24 protein-coding genes and 2 pseudogenes are annotated in these 19,410 nt (G+C 63.4%); 16 read left to right on the forward strand and 10 right to left on the reverse strand.

The window, feature by feature from the left end:
- Positions 1 to 21 precede the first annotated feature (21 nt).
- The 7 genes from gap to X756_RS144800 all read left to right on the forward strand — a co-directional run bounded on the left by gap (position 22) and on the right by X756_RS144800 (position 7,728).
- Positions 22 to 1,032 carry a type I glyceraldehyde-3-phosphate dehydrogenase gene (gene gap, locus X756_RS144830; protein ID WP_023683984.1) on the forward strand — a complete coding sequence of 337 codons (1,011 nt, stop codon included), beginning with the start codon at positions 22 to 24 and terminating at the stop codon, positions 1,030 to 1,032.
- A gap of 207 nt (positions 1,033 to 1,239) precedes the next feature.
- Positions 1,240 to 3,198, forward strand: coding sequence for a potassium/proton antiporter (locus tag X756_RS144825; RefSeq protein WP_023730803.1), 1,959 nt, complete (start codon positions 1,240 to 1,242; stop codon positions 3,196 to 3,198).
- Positions 3,199 to 3,343: 145 nt separating this feature from the next.
- Positions 3,344 to 4,546: a phosphoglycerate kinase gene (locus X756_RS144820; protein WP_023730804.1), complete on the forward strand. Its 1,203-nt coding sequence runs from the start codon at positions 3,344 to 3,346 to the stop codon at positions 4,544 to 4,546.
- A gap of 120 nt (positions 4,547 to 4,666) precedes the next feature.
- Entirely contained in the window at positions 4,667 to 5,692 is a 1,026-nt protein-coding gene (locus X756_RS144815; RefSeq protein ID WP_023708586.1) for a class I fructose-bisphosphate aldolase, read from the forward strand.
- Positions 5,693 to 5,864: 172 nt separating this feature from the next.
- Positions 5,865 to 6,605, forward strand: coding sequence for a thioredoxin family protein (locus X756_RS144810; RefSeq protein WP_023670134.1), 741 nt, complete (start codon positions 5,865 to 5,867; stop codon positions 6,603 to 6,605).
- 63 nt (positions 6,606 to 6,668) lie between these two features.
- The gene (locus X756_RS144805; RefSeq protein ID WP_023706280.1) at positions 6,669 to 7,382 is read left to right on the forward strand and encodes an SGNH/GDSL hydrolase family protein; all 714 of its coding nucleotides are present in this window, start codon (positions 6,669 to 6,671) and stop codon (positions 7,380 to 7,382) included.
- Positions 7,383 to 7,467: 85 nt separating this feature from the next.
- Positions 7,468 to 7,728, forward strand: coding sequence for a hypothetical protein (locus X756_RS144800; RefSeq protein ID WP_023670136.1), 261 nt, complete (start codon positions 7,468 to 7,470; stop codon positions 7,726 to 7,728).
- A gap of 9 nt (positions 7,729 to 7,737) precedes the next feature.
- On the opposite strand, the gene X756_RS1000000167885 is transcribed toward X756_RS144800, so the two are convergent.
- Positions 7,738 to 7,899 carry a hypothetical protein gene (locus tag X756_RS1000000167885; RefSeq protein WP_023670137.1) on the reverse strand — a complete coding sequence of 54 codons (162 nt, stop codon included), beginning with the start codon at positions 7,897 to 7,899 and terminating at the stop codon, positions 7,738 to 7,740.
- Positions 7,900 to 8,103: 204 nt separating this feature from the next.
- Between X756_RS1000000167885 and X756_RS1000000167890 the strand changes: the two genes are divergently transcribed.
- From X756_RS1000000167890 to X756_RS144790, 3 genes are all read left to right on the forward strand, one after another.
- Positions 8,104 to 8,274 (forward strand): hypothetical protein, encoded by a 171-nt coding sequence (locus tag X756_RS1000000167890; protein WP_023670139.1) that lies wholly within the window; start codon positions 8,104 to 8,106, stop codon positions 8,272 to 8,274.
- Between the two features lie 181 nt (positions 8,275 to 8,455).
- Entirely contained in the window at positions 8,456 to 8,866 is a 411-nt protein-coding gene (locus tag X756_RS144795) for a hypothetical protein (protein ID WP_031238996.1), read from the forward strand.
- Positions 8,867 to 8,992: 126 nt separating this feature from the next.
- Complete coding sequence (locus X756_RS144790) at positions 8,993 to 9,712, forward strand: YafY family protein (protein ID WP_023670141.1); 720 nt, start codon at positions 8,993 to 8,995, stop codon at positions 9,710 to 9,712.
- Between the two features lie 63 nt (positions 9,713 to 9,775).
- Here X756_RS144790 and X756_RS144785 read toward each other — a convergent pair whose 3' ends face one another.
- The 3 genes from X756_RS144785 to X756_RS144780 all read right to left on the reverse strand — a co-directional run bounded on the left by X756_RS144785 (position 9,776) and on the right by X756_RS144780 (position 12,302).
- The gene (locus X756_RS144785) at positions 9,776 to 10,468 is read right to left on the reverse strand and encodes a DUF1013 domain-containing protein (RefSeq protein ID WP_023670142.1); all 693 of its coding nucleotides are present in this window, start codon (positions 10,466 to 10,468) and stop codon (positions 9,776 to 9,778) included.
- A 326-nt stretch (positions 10,469 to 10,794) separates the two neighbouring features.
- Positions 10,795 to 10,935 (reverse strand): DUF1127 domain-containing protein, encoded by a 141-nt coding sequence (locus X756_RS1000000167895; RefSeq protein ID WP_023670143.1) that lies wholly within the window; start codon positions 10,933 to 10,935, stop codon positions 10,795 to 10,797.
- 356 nt (positions 10,936 to 11,291) lie between these two features.
- On the reverse strand, positions 11,292 to 12,302 hold the full coding sequence (locus X756_RS144780; protein ID WP_032887144.1) for an NAD(P)H-quinone oxidoreductase: 1,011 nt from the start codon (positions 12,300 to 12,302) through the stop codon (positions 11,292 to 11,294).
- A gap of 145 nt (positions 12,303 to 12,447) precedes the next feature.
- Between X756_RS144780 and X756_RS144775 the strand changes: the two genes are divergently transcribed.
- From X756_RS144775 to X756_RS144765, 3 genes are all read left to right on the forward strand, one after another.
- Positions 12,448 to 12,642 carry a DUF1192 domain-containing protein gene (locus X756_RS144775; RefSeq protein WP_023670145.1) on the forward strand — a complete coding sequence of 65 codons (195 nt, stop codon included), beginning with the start codon at positions 12,448 to 12,450 and terminating at the stop codon, positions 12,640 to 12,642.
- A gap of 96 nt (positions 12,643 to 12,738) precedes the next feature.
- Positions 12,739 to 13,977 carry an MFS transporter gene (locus X756_RS144770; RefSeq protein WP_023670146.1) on the forward strand — a complete coding sequence of 413 codons (1,239 nt, stop codon included), beginning with the start codon at positions 12,739 to 12,741 and terminating at the stop codon, positions 13,975 to 13,977.
- 32 nt (positions 13,978 to 14,009) lie between these two features.
- A complete protein-coding gene (locus tag X756_RS144765) occupies positions 14,010 to 14,273 on the forward strand; it encodes a metalloregulator ArsR/SmtB family transcription factor (RefSeq protein ID WP_023670147.1) in 264 nt (87 codons plus the stop codon).
- A 69-nt stretch (positions 14,274 to 14,342) separates the two neighbouring features.
- Here the strand turns inward: X756_RS144765 and X756_RS1000000167900 are convergent.
- The 5 genes and pseudogenes from X756_RS1000000167900 to X756_RS01000000165845 form a co-directional block, all read right to left on the reverse strand.
- A pseudogene (locus X756_RS1000000167900) lies at positions 14,343 to 14,876 on the reverse strand (SRPBCC family protein); the annotation flags it as partial.
- Positions 14,791 to 15,165, reverse strand: coding sequence for a nuclear transport factor 2 family protein (locus X756_RS144760; protein ID WP_032887163.1), 375 nt, complete (start codon positions 15,163 to 15,165; stop codon positions 14,791 to 14,793). The gene X756_RS144760 and the pseudogene X756_RS1000000167900, both read right to left, overlap by 86 nt.
- Before the next feature lie 23 nt (positions 15,166 to 15,188).
- Entirely contained in the window at positions 15,189 to 15,515 is a 327-nt protein-coding gene (locus X756_RS0135045; RefSeq protein WP_023699361.1) for a metalloregulator ArsR/SmtB family transcription factor, read from the reverse strand.
- 5 nt (positions 15,516 to 15,520) lie between these two features.
- Positions 15,521 to 16,177 (reverse strand): glutathione S-transferase family protein, encoded by a 657-nt coding sequence (locus tag X756_RS144755; RefSeq protein WP_023730806.1) that lies wholly within the window; start codon positions 16,175 to 16,177, stop codon positions 15,521 to 15,523.
- Between the two features lie 116 nt (positions 16,178 to 16,293).
- Positions 16,294 to 17,128: pseudogene (locus tag X756_RS01000000165845) on the reverse strand (alpha/beta hydrolase).
- Between the two features lie 115 nt (positions 17,129 to 17,243).
- Here X756_RS01000000165845 and X756_RS144750 point away from each other — a divergent pair.
- The 3 genes from X756_RS144750 (at position 17,244) to X756_RS144740 (ending at position 18,691) form a co-directional block, all read left to right on the forward strand.
- Complete coding sequence (locus X756_RS144750) at positions 17,244 to 17,771, forward strand: helix-turn-helix domain-containing protein (RefSeq protein ID WP_023730807.1); 528 nt, start codon at positions 17,244 to 17,246, stop codon at positions 17,769 to 17,771.
- 78 nt (positions 17,772 to 17,849) lie between these two features.
- Positions 17,850 to 18,083, forward strand: a complete 234-nt coding sequence (locus X756_RS144745; RefSeq protein WP_023670152.1) for a hypothetical protein — start codon at positions 17,850 to 17,852, stop codon at positions 18,081 to 18,083.
- 176 nt (positions 18,084 to 18,259) lie between these two features.
- The gene (locus X756_RS144740; RefSeq protein WP_023690074.1) at positions 18,260 to 18,691 is read left to right on the forward strand and encodes a heme-binding protein; all 432 of its coding nucleotides are present in this window, start codon (positions 18,260 to 18,262) and stop codon (positions 18,689 to 18,691) included.
- A 248-nt stretch (positions 18,692 to 18,939) separates the two neighbouring features.
- Here the strand turns inward: X756_RS144740 and X756_RS144735 are convergent, their stop codons facing one another.
- Positions 18,940 to 19,341: a hypothetical protein gene (locus X756_RS144735; RefSeq protein ID WP_023670154.1), complete on the reverse strand. Its 402-nt coding sequence runs from the start codon at positions 19,339 to 19,341 to the stop codon at positions 18,940 to 18,942.
- Positions 19,342 to 19,410 lie beyond the last annotated feature (69 nt).

Raw genomic sequence — 19,410 nt, forward strand, 5'->3', positions numbered from 1 at the left:
CCAGCTCCCAGGGAGAGTAAAATGACCGTCAGAGTTGCCATCAACGGATTTGGCCGCATCGGCCGCAACATCCTGCGCGCCATCCATGAATCCGGCCGCAAGGACATCGACGTGGTCGCCGTCAACGACCTCGGCCCGGTTGAGACCAACGCGCATCTGCTGCGCTATGACAGCGTGCACGGCCGCTTCCCGCACGAAGTGTCGGTCTCGGGCGACCAGATCACCGTCGGCAAGGAGACCTTCAAGGTCACCGCGATCAAGGACCCGGCGCAACTGCCGTGGAAGGAACTCGGCATCGACATCGCGCTCGAATGCACCGGCATCTTCACCGCCCGCGACAAGGCTGCCGCGCATTTGACCGCCGGCGCCAAGCGCGTCGTCGTCTCCGCGCCTGCCGAAGGTGCTGACCTCACCGTCGTCTACGGCATCAACCACGACAAGCTGACCAAGGACCACATCGTCATCTCGAATGCGTCCTGCACCACCAACTGCCTGGCGCCGCTGGCCGCAGTGCTGCACGAGACCGTCGGCATCGAAAAGGGCATGATGACGACGATCCACTCCTACACCGGCGACCAGCCGACGCTGGATACCATGCACAAGGATCTCTACCGCGGCCGCGCGGCTGCCCTGTCGCAGATCCCGACCTCGACCGGTGCGGCCAAGGCGATCGGCCTGGTGCTGCCCGACCTCAAGGGCAAGCTCGACGGCATCTCGATCCGCGTGCCGACCCCCAACGTCTCGGTTGTCGACTTCAAGTTCATCGCCAAGCGCGCCACCACCGTGCAGGAGATAAACGAAGCGGTGATCGCTGCCTCCAACGGCAAGCTGAAGGGCATTCTCGGCGTCACCCATCATCCGAATGTGTCGATCGACTTCAACCACGATCCGCGCTCGTCGATCCTGGCGCTCGACCAGACCAAGGTCATGGACGGCAACTTCGTTTCGGTGCTGTCCTGGTACGACAATGAGTGGGGCTTCTCCAACCGCATGGCCGACACCTCGGTCGCCTTCGGCAAGACCATCGCCTGACCTGAAGGCATCGTCTCGCAGCTTCGAACGCCCGGCTGTGCCCGGGCGTTTTTCGTCAGCGCGCCGGGCAAGGCGCGCCGAGCCGCCAAACGCCGGAAAATCAGCGGCATAAGGCAAAAAGCCATCCTTGCGCCTTGCACCGGCCATGCCTTCGCCCCACTCTCCCGTGAATCGGTAGAAAAGAGGAATTCGAGGGGCAAATCACGGATGGAGCATGCGATCTATCTCGTCACGCTGGTCGGCACAGCGCTAGTCGTCGCCGCAGCGTTCTCGAGCCTGATCGCCTTCCGCTTCGGCGCCCCTTTGCTGCTGCTCTTCCTCTGCATCGGCCTCGCCAGCGGCGTCGATGGTCTCGGTATCGAATTCGACAATGCGCGCGTGGCATATTTTGCCGGCTCACTGGCGCTGGCGGTCATCCTGTTCGATTCCGGTTTCGGCACGCCGCTCAACGCGCTGCGCCAGGCGGCCGGACCGGCGCTGTCGCTGGCGACCTTCGGCGTAATCCTGACCACTGGCCTGTTCGGCGCTGCCGCCTATTACCTGCTCGACCTCAGCTGGCTGGAATCCTTCCTGCTCGGCGCCGCGGTCGCCTCGACCGATGCGGCGGCCGTCTTCTTCCTGCTACGCGCCGGCGAGATCAATCTGCGCGAACGCGTGCGCGCGACACTGGAAGTCGAATCCGGCACCAACGACCCGATCGCCATCTTCCTGACCATCACGCTGGTCGAGATCATCGCCGCCCACGCCAATCCCGAGACCCATGTGCTGGTCACCGACCTGATCCTCGGCTTCCTGCTCAATATGGGGCTCGGCGCCGTCGTCGGCGTGCTTGGCGGGCTCGGCATCGTGCGCCTCGTCGACCGGCTCAACCTTGACCATGGCTTGCTGCCGATCTTCGTGCTGACCCTGTCACTGATGGTGTTCGCCGCGGCCGGCGCCATTGGCGGCTCGGGCTTTCTGGCGGTCTATCTCGCCGGGCTCATTGCCGGCAACTCCGACATCCGCGCCGTCACCATCCTGAAGCGCTTCCAGGACGGCATGTCGTGGCTGGCACAGATCATCATGTTCCTGATCCTCGGCCTGTTCGCGACACCCTCGCAGTTTCCGGCGATCATGGTGCCGGCGGTGCTGCTCGGCCTATTCCTGATGTTTGTCGCGCGCCCTGTCGCCGTCTGGCTCTGCCTTATCCCGTTCCGCCTGCCGCGTCCCGAGATCGCCTTCGTCTCCTGGGTCGGCCTGCGCGGCGCCGTGTCCATCCTGCTTGCCATCACCCCGCTGCTCGGCGGACTGGAGAACGGCCGCACCATCTTCAACGTCGCCTTCATCATCGTGCTGGTATCGCTGGTGGTGCAGGGCTGGTCGGTCGGTCCGCTGGCGCGCCGGCTCGGCCTGATCGTGCCGGCGAGACTCGGGCCGCTCGACAAGGTCGAACTCGAACTGCCGGGCTCCGCCCACCACGAACTGCTCGCCTACCGCGTCGCGCCCGGCAGCCCGGTGGCGCGCGGCGAGCGCATCCCGCGCTGGGCACGGCCCTCGCTGGTGCTGCGCGACGGCCGCTCGATGCGTTTCCAGGACATGGGCCGGCTCGCGGCCGGCGACCAGGTCTACATCTTCGTGCCCGACCGCTATCCGCGCCTGCTTGACAAGCTGTTTGCCAGCCGCGCCGTAGTCGACCCCGAGGATGCCGACTTCTTCGGCGCCTTTGCCGTCGATCCCGCCCGCTCGGCCGCNCGCGCCGTAGTCGACCCCGAGGATGCCGACTTCTTCGGCGCCTTTGCCGTCGATCCCGCCCGCTCGGCCGCAGAGCTCGAGGCCGCATACACTCCGGGATTGAGCGAAGCCGAGCAGAAGCTCACCGTCGGCGCGCTGGTGACGGCGCGGCTCGGCGGCCATGCCGAATATGCCGACCGGGTGCTGATCGGCCCGATCGAATTGATCGTCCGCGACGTCGACGACAAGGGCAAGATCACCGGTCTCGGCCTGTCCTTCGAGCCGACCGCGCCGGTGGCGCGGGTTCCGGTGTTCCTGAGCGCCGGCGAGATCCGCGATCGTGTCTCCGCCTTCATCCGCAACTGGCGCAAGCCGACCGAGACGCAGACTGCAGAGGCGACAGCCAATGAGAAGGCCCTTGAGCCGACGGCGGAAAAGATAACGACAGAAGGCTGACAAGCGATCGGTTCACGCTGACGTCCCGCATCATCACGACAGCCTTCGCCTTGATCTCAAAATTTAGCTCGCACCCCGGCTCAAGCCTTGCATCGTCATCGATGCGAGGTATGGTCCCGGCGATTTTCCACGGAAAGGAACCCGCATGGCCGCCTTCAAGACACTCGACGATATCGGCAATATCAGCGGCAAGCGCGTGCTGGTGCGCGTCGACCTCAACGTGCCCGTCGCCGACGGCAAGGTCACCGACGCCACCCGCATCGAACGCATCGCGCCGACCATCGCCGAGCTGTCCGGCAAGGGCGCCAAGGTCATCCTGCTCGCGCATTTCGGCCGCCCGAAGAATGGTCCCTCGCCCGAATTCTCGCTGGAGCCGATCGCCAAGGCTGCCGCGGAGGTGCTTGGCCGCCCCGTCGGCTTTGCCGGCGACTGCGTCGGCGACACGGCGGGCAGTGCGGTCGCCGCCATGAACAAGGGCGATGTGCTGCTGCTGGAAAACACCCGCTTCCACAAGACCGAGGAGAAGAACGACCCGGCCTTTACAGAGCGGCTCGCCGCCAATGGCGATATCTTCGTCAACGACGCCTTTTCCGCCGCCCACCGGGCGCACTCCTCGACCGAAGGCCTGGCGCGGCTGTTGCCGTCCTATGCCGGCCGCACCATGCAGGCCGAGCTCGAGGCGCTGGAGAAGGGGCTCGGCAATCCGGTCCGCCCTGTCGTCGCCATTGTCGGCGGCGCCAAGGTGTCGACCAAGATCGACCTGTTGATGAACCTGGTGAAGAAGGTCGACGCGCTGGTGATCGGCGGCGGCATGGCCAACACTTTTCTCGCCGCGCGTGGCACCGCTGTCGGCAAGTCGCTGTGCGAGCATGACCTTGCCGCGACCGCCAAGCAGATCATGATCGAGGCCGCCGAAGCCGGCTGCGCCATCATCCTGCCTGTCGACGGTGTCGTCGCCAAGGAATTCAAGGCGGGTGCGGCCAGCGAGACCGTTGCCATTACGGATGTCCCGGCTGACGGCATGATCCTCGATGTCGGCGAAAAGACCGTGAAGACGATCGACGAATGGATCGACCGCGCCGCGACCCTGGTCTGGAACGGCCCGCTCGGCGCCTTCGAGATCGAGCCTTTCGACCACGCCACGGTGGCGGCGGCCAGGCACGCGGCGGCCCGCACCAGGGCCGGCAAGCTGGTCTCGGTCGCCGGTGGCGGCGACACGGTGGCCGCCCTCAATCATGCCGGCGTCGCCGACGATTTCACCTATGTCTCGACCGCCGGCGGCGCTTTCCTCGAATGGATGGAAGGCAAGCCGCTGCCCGGCGTCGACGTGCTGAAGAAACAAGCCTGACCGGATCGGGGGCGCAAAAACGGACGCCAGGAACTTTCAATCGATTCGAGCTTTCCGATCCCATTCCTTTGGCGGTAGACTTCCGTTACGCGCGGAACGTACCCCCTTAGGAGAAGAAAAATGAGCGAACGTCTCGAAGACATTGCCGCCGCGATGGTGGCCGGCGGCAAGGGCCTGCTGGCCGCCGATGAGAGCTCCGGCACCATCAAGAAGCGCTTCGACGTTATCGGCGTCGAATCGACGGCCGACAGCCGCCGCGACTACCGCGAGATGATGTTCCGCGCCAAGGACGCGATGACGAAGTACATCTCCGGCGTCATTCTCTACGACGAGACCATCCGTCAGAAGGCTGCCGACGGCACGCCTCTGGTCGACATCATCAAGGCGGCGGGCGCCATCCCCGGCATCAAGGTCGATGCCGGCGCCAAGCCACTCGCCGGCTTTCCCGGCGATACCGTTACCGAAGGCCTCGACGGCTTGCGCGAGCGGCTCGCGGATTATTACAAGCTCGGCGCCCGCTTCGCCAAATGGCGCGCGGTGATCGACATCGACACCGGCAAGGGCGTGCCCTCGGTCAATTCGATTGCCTCCAACGCCCATGCGCTGGCCCGCTATGCCGCACTGTGCCAGGAGGCCGGCATCGTGCCGATCGTCGAGCCGGAAGTGCTGATGGACGGCGCGCACGACATCGACACCTGCTACGACATCTCGAAGGCAACGCTGATCAAGCTCTATGACGAGCTGCATGCGGCGCGCGTTTTGCTGGGAGGCACCATCCTGAAGCCGAACATGGTGCTGGCCGGCAGGAAGTCGGGCAAGGTGAGCAGCCCCGAAGAGGTCGCGGAAAAGACCATAAAACTGTTCCGCGAAACCGTACCGGCAGCGGTGCCGGGCATCGCCTTCCTTTCGGGCGGGCAGTCGGACGAGGAGGCTACCGCCAACCTCAACGCCATCAACGCCATCGGCCCGCATCCGTGGAAGCTGACCTTCTCCTATGGCCGCGCCTTGCAGGCCGCCCCGCAAAAGGCCTGGAGCGGCAAGGCATCGAACGTCGCCGCCGGCCAGGCCGCCTTCACCCATCGTGCCCACATGAACCATCTGGCGGCGCTGGGACAATGGACGGCGAGCCTCGAACAGGCCGCCTGAGCGCAGTCCTCCCGTTGTCATACAACCCGGGCCGATGCGCCCGGGTTTGTTTATGCAAAGCCCGGCTTGGACGGAGTTCGTCCATCCTTATCTCCTTTTCGGCAAAAGCTGACGGCGATGTCGGTTTCTGCCCACCCCAAACGTCCTTGGGTGAACAGACAGGGAGAACTTCATGACTCGCAGCAAGGTGGTTTCGCGTGAAGACTGGTTTGAGGCGCACAAGGCGCATCTGGCGCGCGAGAAGGAATTGACACGGTTGCGTGAGCGCATCGCCGCCGAGCGGCGTGAACTGCCCTGGATGAAAATCCGCAAGGACTATGTCTTCGAGACCGAGCAGGGTCCGAAGAACCTGGCCGGACTGTTCGGCGCCAACAGCCAACTGATCGTCTACCACTTCATGATGACGCCGGGATCGAACCACCGCTGCGAAGGATGCTCCTTCCTTGCCGACCATATAGACGGCGCCGATCAGCATCTCAGGCACCACGACGTGTCGCTGGTGGTGGTTGCGCGCGCGCCGCTGGCGGAACTGCTGCCTTACAAGCAGCGTATGGGCTGGAAATTCGACTGGGTGTCGTCCTACGCCTCGGATTTCAACTTCGACATGCAGGTCTCCTTCACCGACAAGCAGATCGCGGCCGGCGACACCACCTACAATTTCGAGACGCGTCCGCGCACGTCAAAGGACCTTCCCGGCACCAGTGTTTTCTACAAGGACGAGAACGGCGACATATTCCTTACCTTTATGTCGCGCGCCCGCGGCGGCGAGGCCCAGATCGGCACTTACGACTATCTCGACATGACACCGAAGGGCCGCGGCGAAAATGGCCCTTATCATAGCCTGATGGACTGGGTGCGGCTGCATGACGAATATCAGGACAAGCAGGCGGACAAGCCGAACTGCTGCGACTAGAAGCTCGTTCACCTCAGGCGAAACTTGCGCTAAGGCTGCCGCTGATCTCTAAACGGTATCGCCATGCGCTTCCCGGCCCTTCTTACCTGGCTCGCCTACCCCGTCTATGTCTGGCAGGGCCTCGGCGTGCGCCGCCGCACCACCCGCATGCTGCCGGCACAAGGGCCGGTCATGCACGAAATATCGGGCAAGGCGCCGGCCATCTCGCTGCTGGTGCTGGGCGATTCCTCGGCCGCTTCCGTCGGCATCGGCAATTCCGAGAACGGGCTTGCCGCGCAGCTTGCAATGCTGGTCGCAAAACGAACCGGCCTTGCCGTGCGCTGGCGCGCCGCCGGATTCAACTCGGCAACGTCGGGCCAGATCCGCGACCATGTGCTGCCCAATCTGTCGGCCGATCGGTGGACGCATATAGTGCTGGCCATCGGCACCAACGACACCAAGAATTTCCACTCGGTGCCGCGCTTCAAGAAAGAGTTCGGCGGCCTGCTTTACGCGCTGCGCGCCAAATGGCCGGAGGCCCGCGTCGTCTGGTCGCCGGTGCTGGAATTCACCCGTGCGCCGGCCATGCCGCCGCTGCTCGGCAAGATACTCGAAATCCGCGCTACCGCAATGAACCGCATGGGCGAGCGCCTCTGTTTCGAGCGCGGCGCCGTGCCGGCGCCGCGGCTGCCGATCACCAACCCGGAGGCCGGCTTTGCCTCCGATGGCTTTCATGCCTCGGAAGCCGGTTACCGCGCCTGGGCCGAACATCTGGTCGGATGGGTGCTCGCCGATTGACCTGAGGGGGCACAAGCTCGGACTGGTGGGCTTCAGAGAACTGACATGAGTATTTCCAAATACTGTTGATTGCAGCCTGCTTCCAATGGATCTGAGCCAGAATATCATCCAGCAGCAATGGATGAGCTACGGCCTGGATTCCGAAACCGGCAACGACACCTGCACGCTGACCGGCAACCGCGCCGAATCGAGCAAGCATGTCATTCCGGCCGGCCCGGCCAGCGCCACGCCTTTTATTGCGGCGAACCTGCCGGAATTCATGACGACGCGCGGTGGCGATTACTTCTTCGTGCCCAGCCTCAACGCCATCCGGATGATTGCCATGGGAACGGTGGACCCGACCTGACCCTCAAGGCTATGTCCAGTGCCCCAGCGCACCCGCCAGCGCGATGGCCGCCATGGCGATCAGGGCCAGCTTCCAGAAATCGCCGCGCCGCTTCAGGCCCGGCCAGCCGAGCGGCTTGATCAGCTGAATGGCCATCATGCCGATGATGACGAGCGCGAGGAGTTTCGACATGCCCGCCTTTGAGCAGCATCGCGACAGGCTGTCAAAGCGGTTCTTGCATGGTCTCGGTCGACTTGGCCATTCCTGACAAAAGGCTCGTTTCCGAACCGACCGCCAAGCACCTCGCAGCTTTCTTCAACGACCTGACATGCTCCTGACAGACTGCTGTCAGGAGGGGTATGCAATAGTGTCTCCATCAGAGAAGAGGAGATGGTCATGAACAGCTTTGGTATTTTGAACAGCGTACAGCACTATGTCGGCAAGATCCGCACGATGCGCAATGAAGTTCGTACCCAGCGCTTCCTGAACTCCTTGCCCGCGGACATCCGCAAGGACATTGGCTGGCCGGATATGTATGAGGGTCACAGCCGCATTCGCGAGATCTGAGGCGTTTTACATGACAATGCTTGGATGCGAACCCCGCAACGCCCGGATCATTGACATGGCCCCCCGGGCGGCGACCCCTCGGGCTGGCGCAAAAACTTTGGCGCCTGCTACGGACAATGCTGAAGACTCCTGACAGAATGCTGTCAGGAGCACCATGCCATAAACGTGTCAGGAGACATGAATGGTGAAAAGCTGGAACGACAGGCTGAACACGCCGGGCGTCAACGGCGTGAAGCCGACGCCACGCACAATGGGCGACGTCGTCGAGGGCCAGCCGATGCTGGTGCCGACGCCCCGTCAGGTCGATGATTTCATCCGCACGATCCCCAACGGCCTCGAGATGGATGTACGCGCCTTGCGCACCGCGCTCGCCATCGAGCATGGGGCGCAAGTGACATGTCCGGTCACCATCGGTTATCATCTGCGAACCGTCGCCGAAGCCGCCAATGAGGATCTCGAACGCGGCATGACGCTGAACGATATCACGCCGTACTGGCGTGTGCTCGACGTGAACACGCCGACAACGAAGAAGTTGTCCTTCGGCGCGGAATTCGCCGCCGTGCAGCGCAGGCGCGAAGGACTTAAACCATAATGCGTGTCGCCCAAAAGTGCGCAGCGGTTTTTGGGAGAACGACAAGCATAAAACAGGACATGGATGTCACCCGGAACCGGTTTTGGGACCATGACATTCATAGACAAGCAGTCGAGGGACCATACGATGCGACGTGCCGACAGGCTCTTTCAGATCGTGCAGCACCTGCGTGGCGGCCGGCTGGTCACCGCCCAGAAGCTCGGCACATGGCTCGAGGTTTCCGAGCGGACCATCTACCGCGATATCGCCGATTTGCAGTCGACCGGAGTGCCAATCGACGGCGAGGCCGGCGTCGGCTACATGATGAGGGAGGGTTTCGACCTTCCGCCGCTGATGTTCACGCGTGACGAAATCGTCGCGCTGGTCGCCGGCGCCCGCATGGTGCGGGCCTTTGGCGGCGCGGCCATGGCGCGTGCGGCCGACGAGGCGCTGGTCAAGATCGGCGCCGTCCTGCCCGACGCCGAGAAGGACCGCATCGCCCGCACCGAGATCCACACGCCGATGTGGGTGGTGAGCGACGCCGCGCGTGAGGCGATCGACGTGATCGAGCGCGCTGTCGAGAAGCGACAGGTGCTGACCATCGACTACCGCGACGAGGCCGGCCGCAGCACCGGGCGTGACATCCGTCCGCTCGGTCTGTGGTTCTGGGGCAAGGTATGGACGCTGGTTGCCTGGTGCGAGATGCGCGACGATTTCCGCGCCTTCCGCATCGACCGCATCGCCTCGGTGGTCATCGCCGGCCGCATCTTCAAGCCTGAGCGCGGCAAGCAGCTTGCCGACTTCTACCGCGCCGTCGAACGCTCGGAGGACTATGGCATGACGCCGGACCGGGCGGCGCGCAGCTGAGACTTCGATAATCAATGAAAAAGCCCGCTCGAAGCGGGCTTTTTTGATGAACTGTCGCAAACCTTACTCGTCGTCCGCATCTTCCTTCTTGGACTTGAGCGCCGAGAGCTTGGCGAACACGGCGTTTGCGTCGAGCTCGGCATCCTCGTCCTTCGGCTTCTCCGGCGCCGGCACCAGGCGCTCGGTCACGGCAGCCGGCAGCAGCGTGTCGCCGACAGGCTGCGCCTGCTCGCGGCCGCGCGAGGCGCGGTTGACTTCCATGTCGAGGTCGATCTGCGAAGCGAGACCCAGCGTCACCGGGTCCATCGGCTGCAGATTGGCCGAATTCCAGTGCTTGCGCTCGCGGATCTGTTCGATCGTCGACTTGGTCGTGCCGACCAGGCGCGAAATCTGCGCGTCCTTCAATTCCGGATGGTTGCGGACCAGCCACAGGATGGCGTTGGGCCGGTCCTGGCGCTTCGACAGCGGTGTGTAGCGGGGACCCTTGCGCTTGGATTCCGGCACCCGCACCTTGGGGTCGGACAGTTTCAGGCGCTGGTTCGGATCCTTCTCGGCGCGCGCGATCTCGTCGCGGGTCAGCTGTCCGGTCATGATCGGATCCATGCCCTTGATGCCCTGCGCCGATTCGCCGTCGGCGATCGCCTTGACCTCGAGCGGATGCAACCCGCAGAACTGCGCGATCTGCTCGAAGGAAAGCGCGGTGTTGTCGACCAGCCAGACGGCGGTCGCCTTGGGCATCAGCAGCGTATTGGCCATTTCAAAAATCCTTCTCGTTCGCCCGCGTTCCCGCGCGGGCGGTGGTTTAGAGCCACCAAAATGGGAAATTCGCGGCCTGTATAACCGCTCCGCTGCCGTTTCGCAATGTTTTTGGCGCAGGGCGCAGCCGTCGGACACCGGACAGCGGGGGAGGCCAGGAGGACCTCGGCTCCGGCGATCATTGATGCCGAGTTGTACAGGGGGTCCAAAACGACAAAACCCGCCGGACAGGGTCCAGCGGGCTCGGAACCGGCGACGGGATACCGTCTGCGGCGGCTCTTGCTTCTGCCGCGTGGTCAGGCCTCATCGGCCGACCAGGCTTCGAATTAGATGGCTTTGCGGGCAATCCTCTCGATGTCGCCGCGGCTGATGCCGAGGTCGCTGAGCTGACGGGCGTTGAGCTTGTTCAGCTCGCGCACGGTTTCGTTGTACATACGCCAGTTACGGAAAGCGCGGATCGGGTTCATGGTTGTCCTCCAGTTGTTGGATCAAATCGTTTCGATGACGCTTAGATAGGCAGTGCTGCCCACGAATTGAACAGACGTCTTTGCATAGCCGCAATGCAAATGCTGCATTGCAGCATTAAGCTTCTGTTCATCTTGCCGACAGGCTGAGCGCGGAGCATGGCGCGAGGTTCAGGTCAGGCCGAGCAGAGAATGGCGGCTCCCGAGAACCGGAGCGAAGCGTACTCCAGTACGAAGCACCGGCCTACGCCGGCCGTAGCCTTAACTGCCGCAACGCCTCATGAGGGCTTCGGCCGGCGAAGGCCGGAAGCGCAGGGAGCCGCCATTCGCAGGCCGGCCTCACCTGAATCTCGCCCCATCTAGCCGACGTCGAGAACGATCTTGCCTATATGCTCGCCCTCTTCCATGCGCTCATGCGCCCGCCAGGCGTCGGTCAGCGGGAAGATCATGTCCATCACCGGCGCTACCTTCCGGGTGCCGAGCAGCGGCCACACCTGTGCTTCCAGTGCGGCGGCGAGCGCCGCCTTGAACTCGACCGTGCGAGGCCGCAGCGTCGAGCCGGTGTGGGTCAGCCGCTTGACCATGATTTTCGAGAAATCGGCGCTCGCCACCGCGCCGGCCTGGACGGCGATCTGGACGATCCTGCCCTCGACCGCGGCGGCCTCGTAGTTGCGCGCGATATAGTCGCCGCCGACCATGTCGAGAATGACGTCGGCCCCCTTGCCGCCGGTCGCATCCTTGACCGCCGCGACGAAATCCTCCTCGCGGTAGTTGATCGCCCGGTCGGCGCCGAGCTTCAGGCAGGCGTCGCATTTCTCCTTCGAGCCGGCGGTGGTGACGACATACGCGCCGAAGGCCGACGCCAGCTGGATCGCCGTGGTGCCGATGCCCGATGAGCCGCCATGGACCAGCAGCGTCTCACCCTTTTTCAAGCCGCCGCGCTCGAACACATTGTGCCAGACGGTGAAATAGTTTTCCGGAACCGCGGCCGCCTCCGTGTGGGTGAAGCCGGCGGGCAGCGGCAGCACGCTGCCGGCATGAACCTTGACATATTCGGCATAACCGCCCCCCGGCGTCAGCGCGCAGACCCGGTCGCCGATGCGCCAGCGCGATATCTCGTCGCCAAGGGCGGCCACTTCGCCCGATGCCTCGAGACCGGGCAGGTCGGAGGCGCCGGGCGGCGCCGGATAGGCGCCCTTGCGCTGCTGCACGTCGGGGCGGTTGACGCCGGCCGCACGCACCCGGATCAGGATTTCGCCGGGACCAGGCACCGGCACGTCGCGCGTTTCCGGTTTCAGCACCCGCGGCCCGCCCGGTTGCGAGATTGCGATGGCCGTCATCGTGGCTGGAATTTTATGTCCGCTCGCCATGAAATTTCCCGTCTCGGTCCGCCGGTCTGTCGCCGGCTGCCAGCTTCTTGCCGGCTGTTTGCATCTGCGCCCCTGCCCTATGTATGCTGATTGCCGGATCAGGCAAATGGCCAAATCAGCCCAATACTGAATAGGGAGAGCGACGATGGCGATCTTCGACGACGAACCCAAAAAGAAAGCCCGCCCGCATGAGATCGGACAGGATCTGTCGCTGCTTTCGGTCGGTGACCTTACCGAACGGATCAGCATCCTGCGCGAGGAGATTGCCCGGCTCGAAGCCGAGCTCCAGACCAAGGGCAGCACCAAATCGGCGGCCGAAGCCCTGTTTCGCCGCGGCTAGTTTTCGCGTTAGTTTCGGCGTTGAGCATCCGCCGCCGAAAAGCCCGAATGCGCCTGTCTTCAGACCCCGCCACCGAATCTCCAGACGGATCAAACAATGTTTGCAAGCTACAGGCCGATCCTCTCGCTGCTTCGCGGCACCGCTTTCCTGCTTGCGGCTTCGGGATTGCACGGCCTGTTGTTGCCGTTGCGCGGCCAGATCGAAGGGTTTTCGACCGCATCGCTCGGTCTGATGGGCACGGCCTGGGCCGGTGGCTTCGTCACCGGCTGCTTCTTCGCACCGCGCCTGGTGCGCCGCGCCGGCCACGTCCGGGCGTTCGGCGCCTTTGCCGCTTCGGGCGCCATCGTGGCGTTGCTTACTGGCCTGATCATCGACGAATATGTCTGGATCCTGCTGCGCGCTTTCACCGGCTTCACCATGGCCGGAGCCTTCATGGTCATCGAAAGCTGGCTGAACGAGAAGGCCACCAACGAGAACCGCGGCACCGTCTTCGGCCTCTACATGATGGTCACCTATGCCTCGATCATGGGCGGCCAGATGATCGTTGCGGGCGGCGACGTCAGATCGGCGTCGCTGTTCATGATCACCGGCATATTGTTCTGCCTGTCGCTGATCCCGACCGCGGTGTCGTCGGCTTCGTCTCCCAAGCCTTTGCAGGACGTCAAGCTCGATGTCAAAGGTCTCTACGCCAACTCGCCGGTGTCGGCGATCGCCTGCCTGTTGGTCGGCATCGCCAATGGCGCCTGGGGCACGCTTGGCGCCGTCTACGGCGCCCGTATCGGCATCTCCACCGCCCAGATCGCACTGATGATGAGCCTTGTCGTTATTGCCGGCGCGGCCATGCAGCTTCCGGCCGGACGCCTCTCCGACAAGACCGACCGCCGTTTCGTGCTGGCGGGCGCGGCTTTCGGCGCCGCACTGTTCGCCATCCTGATCTTCCTGTTCGAACCGCGTTCCGCCGTCCTCGTCATTGTCTTCGCCGCCGCCTACGGCGCCTTTGCCTACACGCTCTATTCGATCGCCGTGGCGCATGCCAACGACCACGCCCGATCGGAGGATTTCGTCAAGGTCTCGGGCGGCCTGCTGCTTCTGTATGGCTTCGGAACCATGATCGGGCCCTTGCTGGCTGCCGCCCTGATGGGCTGGCTCCGCCCCGAAGGCCTGTTCCTGGCCACCGCGCTGGCGCATCTCAGCCTCGCCGCCTACACGCTGCTGCGCATCAGCCGCCGCGCGCCGGTGCCTATCGAAGACCGCGACGCCTTCAAGACCCAGCCGGCCGATCGCTCGGTCACCCCTGAAGCACTGCGGCTCAGAAAAGCGGAAGCCGACGGTTGAGATTTGAAAAGCTTTGCCCCACAAGTATAGGCATGATCTTTTCTGACGCCTTCATGGCGATTGCCGACCCCAACCGGCGCTATCTTCTGGAAGAGCTCCGGCGTGGCCCGAAAACCGTCAACGAACTGGCTTCGGGCCTGCCAGTCTCCCGCCCGGCCGTGTCCCAGCATTTGAAAGTGTTGCTGGACGCCGGTCTGGTTCAGGCCAAGGCCGAGGGCACGAGGCGGGTCTATACAGTCAGCAGTGGCGGCTTCCTCAAGCTCAATATTTGGCTTGATCAGTTCTGGGAAGCATAGGCCGCGATTCCAGCTCGCCTCCCTGGCTTCAAGTGTCCGTTGCCAGCGCCTTGCCCNCTTGCCCAGCGCATCGAGCAGGAATCCGGTACCATGCTCGCGCGATGACGGTGTGTCGTGCCCATCGAGAAACGCGCCCTGCTCGGTCAGCACCAGACGCGTGCCCGTGCCTTCCGGGCGAAGCTCAATTGTCGCCAGCGAAACCGAGATTCTGACATCACCGAACAGCATGTCGTAGCTGTAGACGATGCGCTGGTTGGGCACGATATCCTGATAGGTGGCGGTATAGGTGTGGATCGGCCCGTCCTTCGGCCCGCCGGCATTGACCTCCTGGCCGCCGACGCGAAAATCCATTTCGTGCCTGTGGGTCATCGGGTTGTCGGGGTCGGCGAACCAGCGCCGCTTGGCGGCCGGATCGCTGAGCGCGAAATAGACTTTCGCCGGTGCAACTGGATAGAGGCGCTCGAGGACGAAGGTGGAGTGGACGACGGATCGTTCGGCCATGGTCAGGTCCTCTTGGTCAGCTTGATGGTTTCTGCGCGACGAAGACGCCGTCGCGATAGGACGCGCCGAAATAGACTTCGACGGCGCGCAACCTGTCGTCATGGAACAGATGCAGTTCGGTGTTGCGGAAGGTCTTTCCGTCCGCCGTCTCGCAGCGATAGAGGACAAAGGCGGCGTCCTCGTCCTCGCATATCCGCTCGATGACGATCGAGCTGAAGGCCGGGCTGTCCGGCCAGCAGCGCTCGAAATAGGTCGCACGGTCGATGGCGTCGTCATAGGGGCTGGTGAAGGTGAAATCGTCGGCGAGAACCGCCGCGACGGCAGCCTTGTTATTCGCCTGGTAGGCGGAAAAATAGCCGCGGATCAACTCCGCTCTGCTTTTGCCGGGCATGGTCATTTCTCCTCTGCTTCAGGTCATTCGGTCCCGGCGAGAAAATCGCCGAGCCGGTCGAGCCGACGCTCCCATGTCAGCCGCCGTTCGTTGATCCAGTGTTCTGCACTACGCAGCGCCTGCGGCGCGATCTGGCAGGTGCGCACGCGGCCGAGCTTTTCCGAGCGCACCAGCCCGCTTGCTTCGAGCACGTTGAGATGCTGGACGACGGCCGACAGCGACATCGCCAGCGGTTCGGCCAACTGGCTGACCGAGGCCGGCCCACGCGACAGCCGCTCGACCATGCTGCGCCTGGCCGGGTCCGCGAGCGCCTGGAACATCAGGTCGAGCTGGGCGGGATCGTGCAGCATCGCGATCAGCCGTTATTGTAGGGAAAGAACTTGAAGTAGGGCTGCGCCTCCTCGACCACCCGGGCGAAGGACGGCCGCTTGAGCAGGCGGTCGTGGTAGCGTTTCACGGCCGGATAACTGTCGCCGAATGGCTCGACCTTGTTGGCGTAGAACAGCGCCGGCGAGGCCGCGCAGTCGGCCATGGTGAAGGTGGGGCCGGCCGCCCAGAGTTTCGAACGCATCTCCTCCCCGATGATCGCATAGGCGTTGCGCAATTGCGCGCGCGCCTCGTCGACCCCGAACGGATCGATCTTGTCCTGCGGGCGCAACCTGTCGCCGACGATCTTCTGCATCGGCGCCTGCACGTAGAAATCGTAGAAACGGTCGGCCTGGCGGACCTGGAGAGCAAGGTCGGCCTCGGCCGGGATGAGCTCGACCGGCCCGGGATAATGCGCGGCCAGATATTCGATGACGATGGTCGATTCCAGCACCGTGCGGTTGCGTGCATCGTCACGCAGCGCCGGCATCTTGCCGGTCGGCGACACCTTCAGGAACGCTGCCCGCGACTGCTCATCGCCGAGGTCGACGATAACCGGCGTGAAGGGCGTATCGTTCTCGTAAAACGCTATCAGCGGTTTCCAGCAGAACGATGCCAGCGGATGGAAATGGAAGGTCAGGTACATTTTTTGCTCGTCTGTTTGCGGTTCGTCGATGCTGGAGCGGTGCCAGCCAGCGCCAACACTGAAGCATTTACTTAACTATTTCCGTGAGGCGAATGTGTCAAGGTTCCAGACTGCCTTCAGGGTTTGGTATGCGCCACGATGGCGGCGACGATCGTGCCCCAGTCGTCGGGATGCAGTTCGTGGCCACCGCCTTCGATGCGGACAAGCCGCCCGCCGGCAACAGCGTCGGCAAGGGCTGCGCCATGGTCGACCGGAAAGATCGGATCCGATGTCCCGTGAATGACGAGCAGCGGAACCTTGATCTCGCGCAGGCGTCCTTTCAGATCCTCGCCGCCCTTCAGCATGAAATGGTTAGTCGCGCTCAGGAAGCCGCCGGATCGGTCGTAGTCCTGTTGGACGAACGCGCGCATCGCCTTCTCGTCGAACGGATGCGCGGTGCTGGCGATCGTACGCGCGTCCTTGACGACGAAGTCGATCACCTGGTCGCGGTTCGACCAGTCGACCCTGGCGCCATCGGCCGAGTGCTCCATATAGGCTTCGGTCGTTCCCGGCAGCTGCGATGTGTCGATCCCCACCGGCGAACTGCTGATTACGATCAGCGAGATGACACGCAAGGGATGTTTCAACACCAATCGTTGCGCGATCATGCCGCCCATCGACATCCCGATCACATGCGCCTTGCCGATGCCGCAACTGTCGAGGACGCGCACCGCATCGTCCGCCATGTCGTCGAACGTATACGGCGGCTCGCCCGGCGTATATTTGGTCGACAGGCCGGTGTCACGATTGTCGTAGCGGATCACGAAGCGGGCCTTCGCCGGCGAGTTTTTTGCAGAGCGCCTCCGGCCACCAGAGCATCGAGGCCATGGCGCCCATGATCAGCAGAATGGCTGGATCTCCGGGATCGCCAAACGTCTGGGAGACGATTTCGGGTGCTGCGGCCCTTGTCATGGGACTCTCCTCCTATCGGCCAATCAAAGGCCAATCAAACTGGTTGCATTTTGCAATCGGTTGCACGATAATAAAACTGATACGATAATGCAACCGGTTTTTTGAGGAGAGTCGGATGAAAACCGAACACCGCTCGGGATGCCCGATCAATCTGTCGCTGGAAGTGTTCGGCGATCGCTGGAGCCTGATCATCCTGCGCGACATGATTTTTGGCGGCAAACGCCACTTTCGCGAACTGCTCAACGGCTCGATCGAGGGCATCGCTTCCAACATCCTGGCCGACCGGCTGAAGCGGCTGATGGAACTCGGCATGCTGACCAAGGCCGACGACCCCTCGCACAAGCAGAAGGCGATCTACAGCCTGACCGAGATGGCCATCACGCTGGTGCCGATCATGGCGCATCTCGGCGCTTGGGGCCGCGTCTGGCTGCCGGTGAGCGAGGAGCTTTCGATCCGCGCCGAACTGCTGGAGAAAGGCGGGCCGCCAATGTGGGAGCAGTTCATGGACGAGTTGCGCCACGACCATCTGGGCACGCCTGTCGCCACACCCGCGCAGCCTTCCGTCCGCGCTACATTGCAGGCCGGATATGAGGCGGTGGTCGCCCGCAAGGCGTCGAGCGGCATCCAGGCCCCGGCCGCTTGACCAACTTATTTCCCCATTATCAGGCCGGCTCTGCTATCAAGGGGCTGAAAAACATAATTTATGGGATGGATAACGCTCTTGGTCGAGAACTCTAAGGATACTGCCCGCGCCCGGGCGGATATGCGTTTCAAGAAGCAGGAAGAGGCCGCCACGGTGCGTCAAAAGGCGATGGCGGAGTATGTCGCCGAGGCCGACGCCCGCCAGGCCAAGACCAACAAGCTCCGGGCGTTGCGCCTTGCCAAGGAAGCGGAAGACCTCGCCAACGCCCCCGCCGCTCCGGTCAAGAAAGCGGCCCGAGCCAAGAAAAAATAGCGCGGTCTTCTTCATCGACATCCGATCTGATGCCGGCGGGATCGTATCCGCCATGTGCCACGATCCGCAAAAGCCCGCCATTCCGCTTTCCCGCGCGAAGCAATTTCAACCGCAACCGGGATTTCGCATCCCGCATGTCAGGTCGATGATTGACGCGTTTTGATCAGGAGACAGCCATGACCGCACTGACCCTCGAAAAAGCCAAGCACATCATCGACGCCGCCTTCGCCAAGGGCGCCGAGCTGAAGCTCAAGCCGCTCGGCGTTTCCGTGCTGGACGCCGGCGCGCATCTCGTCGCCTTCCAGCGTCAGGACGGAGCCTCGTTCCTGCGCCCGCAAATGTCGGCCGGCAAGGCCTATGGCGCGCTCGCCATCGGCATGGGCTCGCGCCGTGTCGAGGCTTTCGCCAAGGAGCGGCCGCATCTCGTCGCCGGCATTTCCGACGTCTCGGGTGGACGCGTGTTGCCGGTCGTCGGCGGCGTGCTGATCCGCGACAAGGCAGGCGCCGTCATCGGCGCCGTCGGAATTTCGGGAGATACGTCGGACAATGACGAAGCCGCCGCCATCGCCGGCATCGAAGCGGCGGGCTTCACCGCCGATCCGGGCTGAGGGGGAGCTTCTTCATCCCAGGGCGAAGCAGGAGCGAAACTCCGTCGCGAAGACCCTGGGATCCATGCCGCGACCTTTGCCGCAAGTGTAAGCGGAGCAGAATTCTGAACCGTTGCACCGCCTTAGCTTCACGGAATGGATCCCAGGGTCTGCGCCGCGTCGCTTCGCTCCTTGCTTCGCCCCAGGATGACGACCAGAAAGAGCAGCCACGCCAATCGCGAACGGATGCGACCATCCAACGAAGGCGGCTAGTTCAAATTTATGTCTCTACTCGCCGACCGCATCGACACCGAAAACCCGGCCAGCACATCGAACAGGGCGATCACCATCAGCGTGAAGAAGACGGAGTGCGCCGCGCCCTTCACCAGCAGGAACTCGACCAGGAACGCCACGAAGACCAGCGTCGACAACAGATGGTCCATGATCGAGGCGTTCGTGGTGCGCACCGACTTCACCATTTCGAGGAACAGGAAGATCAGCCCGATCACCACCATCAGGTCGCCGAGCGTCATCGAGAACACCCCGCCCGACATCATGCTGAACGAGAAGATCTCGGTCGCCCACGGATCGTCGCCGCTGCCGAATATTCCGAGGAGTCCGAGATTGTAGGCCACGAAGGGCACGATCAGCAGCGGGATGGCACCGAACATCAGGCGTCTCCTCTAGCAATTCCAGGAAAGCGGTTTCCCAAGGAATTGCCTAAACAGTGGGGGCACCTT

The sequence above is a fragment of the Mesorhizobium sp. LNJC405B00 genome, assembly GCF_000502615.1.
In the GTDB taxonomy this organism is placed as follows: domain Bacteria; phylum Pseudomonadota; class Alphaproteobacteria; order Rhizobiales; family Rhizobiaceae; genus Mesorhizobium.

Excerpts from the sequence above, each read along its gene's own strand:
- gap (WP_023683984.1), top strand. The coding sequence starts at position 22 with ATGACCGTCAGAGTTGCCATCAACGGATTTGGCCGCATCGGCCGCAAC.
- X756_RS144820 (WP_023730804.1), top strand. The coding sequence starts at position 3,344 with ATGGCCGCCTTCAAGACACTCGACGATATCGGCAATATCAGCGGCAAG.
- X756_RS144815 (WP_023708586.1), top strand. The coding sequence starts at position 4,667 with ATGAGCGAACGTCTCGAAGACATTGCCGCCGCGATGGTGGCCGGCGGC.
- X756_RS144810 (WP_023670134.1), top strand. The coding sequence starts at position 5,865 with ATGACTCGCAGCAAGGTGGTTTCGCGTGAAGACTGGTTTGAGGCGCAC.
- X756_RS144805 (WP_023706280.1), top strand. The coding sequence starts at position 6,669 with ATGCGCTTCCCGGCCCTTCTTACCTGGCTCGCCTACCCCGTCTATGTC.
- X756_RS144800 (WP_023670136.1), top strand. The coding sequence starts at position 7,468 with ATGGATCTGAGCCAGAATATCATCCAGCAGCAATGGATGAGCTACGGC.
- X756_RS1000000167885 (WP_023670137.1), bottom strand. The coding sequence starts at position 7,899 with ATGTCGAAACTCCTCGCGCTCGTCATCATCGGCATGATGGCCATTCAG.
- X756_RS1000000167890 (WP_023670139.1), top strand. The coding sequence starts at position 8,104 with ATGAACAGCTTTGGTATTTTGAACAGCGTACAGCACTATGTCGGCAAG.
- X756_RS144795 (WP_031238996.1), top strand. The coding sequence starts at position 8,456 with ATGGTGAAAAGCTGGAACGACAGGCTGAACACGCCGGGCGTCAACGGC.
- X756_RS144790 (WP_023670141.1), top strand. The coding sequence starts at position 8,993 with ATGCGACGTGCCGACAGGCTCTTTCAGATCGTGCAGCACCTGCGTGGC.
- X756_RS144785 (WP_023670142.1), bottom strand. The coding sequence starts at position 10,468 with ATGGCCAATACGCTGCTGATGCCCAAGGCGACCGCCGTCTGGCTGGTC.
- X756_RS1000000167895 (WP_023670143.1), bottom strand. The coding sequence starts at position 10,935 with ATGAACCCGATCCGCGCTTTCCGTAACTGGCGTATGTACAACGAAACC.
- X756_RS144780 (WP_032887144.1), bottom strand. The coding sequence starts at position 12,302 with ATGGCGAGCGGACATAAAATTCCAGCCACGATGACGGCCATCGCAATC.
- X756_RS144775 (WP_023670145.1), top strand. The coding sequence starts at position 12,448 with ATGGCGATCTTCGACGACGAACCCAAAAAGAAAGCCCGCCCGCATGAG.
- X756_RS144770 (WP_023670146.1), top strand. The coding sequence starts at position 12,739 with ATGTTTGCAAGCTACAGGCCGATCCTCTCGCTGCTTCGCGGCACCGCT.
- X756_RS144765 (WP_023670147.1), top strand. The coding sequence starts at position 14,010 with ATGATCTTTTCTGACGCCTTCATGGCGATTGCCGACCCCAACCGGCGC.
- X756_RS144760 (WP_032887163.1), bottom strand. The coding sequence starts at position 15,165 with ATGCCCGGCAAAAGCAGAGCGGAGTTGATCCGCGGCTATTTTTCCGCC.
- X756_RS0135045 (WP_023699361.1), bottom strand. The coding sequence starts at position 15,515 with ATGCTGCACGATCCCGCCCAGCTCGACCTGATGTTCCAGGCGCTCGCG.
- X756_RS144755 (WP_023730806.1), bottom strand. The coding sequence starts at position 16,177 with ATGTACCTGACCTTCCATTTCCATCCGCTGGCATCGTTCTGCTGGAAA.
- X756_RS144750 (WP_023730807.1), top strand. The coding sequence starts at position 17,244 with ATGAAAACCGAACACCGCTCGGGATGCCCGATCAATCTGTCGCTGGAA.
- X756_RS144740 (WP_023690074.1), top strand. The coding sequence starts at position 18,260 with ATGACCGCACTGACCCTCGAAAAAGCCAAGCACATCATCGACGCCGCC.
- X756_RS144735 (WP_023670154.1), bottom strand. The coding sequence starts at position 19,341 with ATGTTCGGTGCCATCCCGCTGCTGATCGTGCCCTTCGTGGCCTACAAT.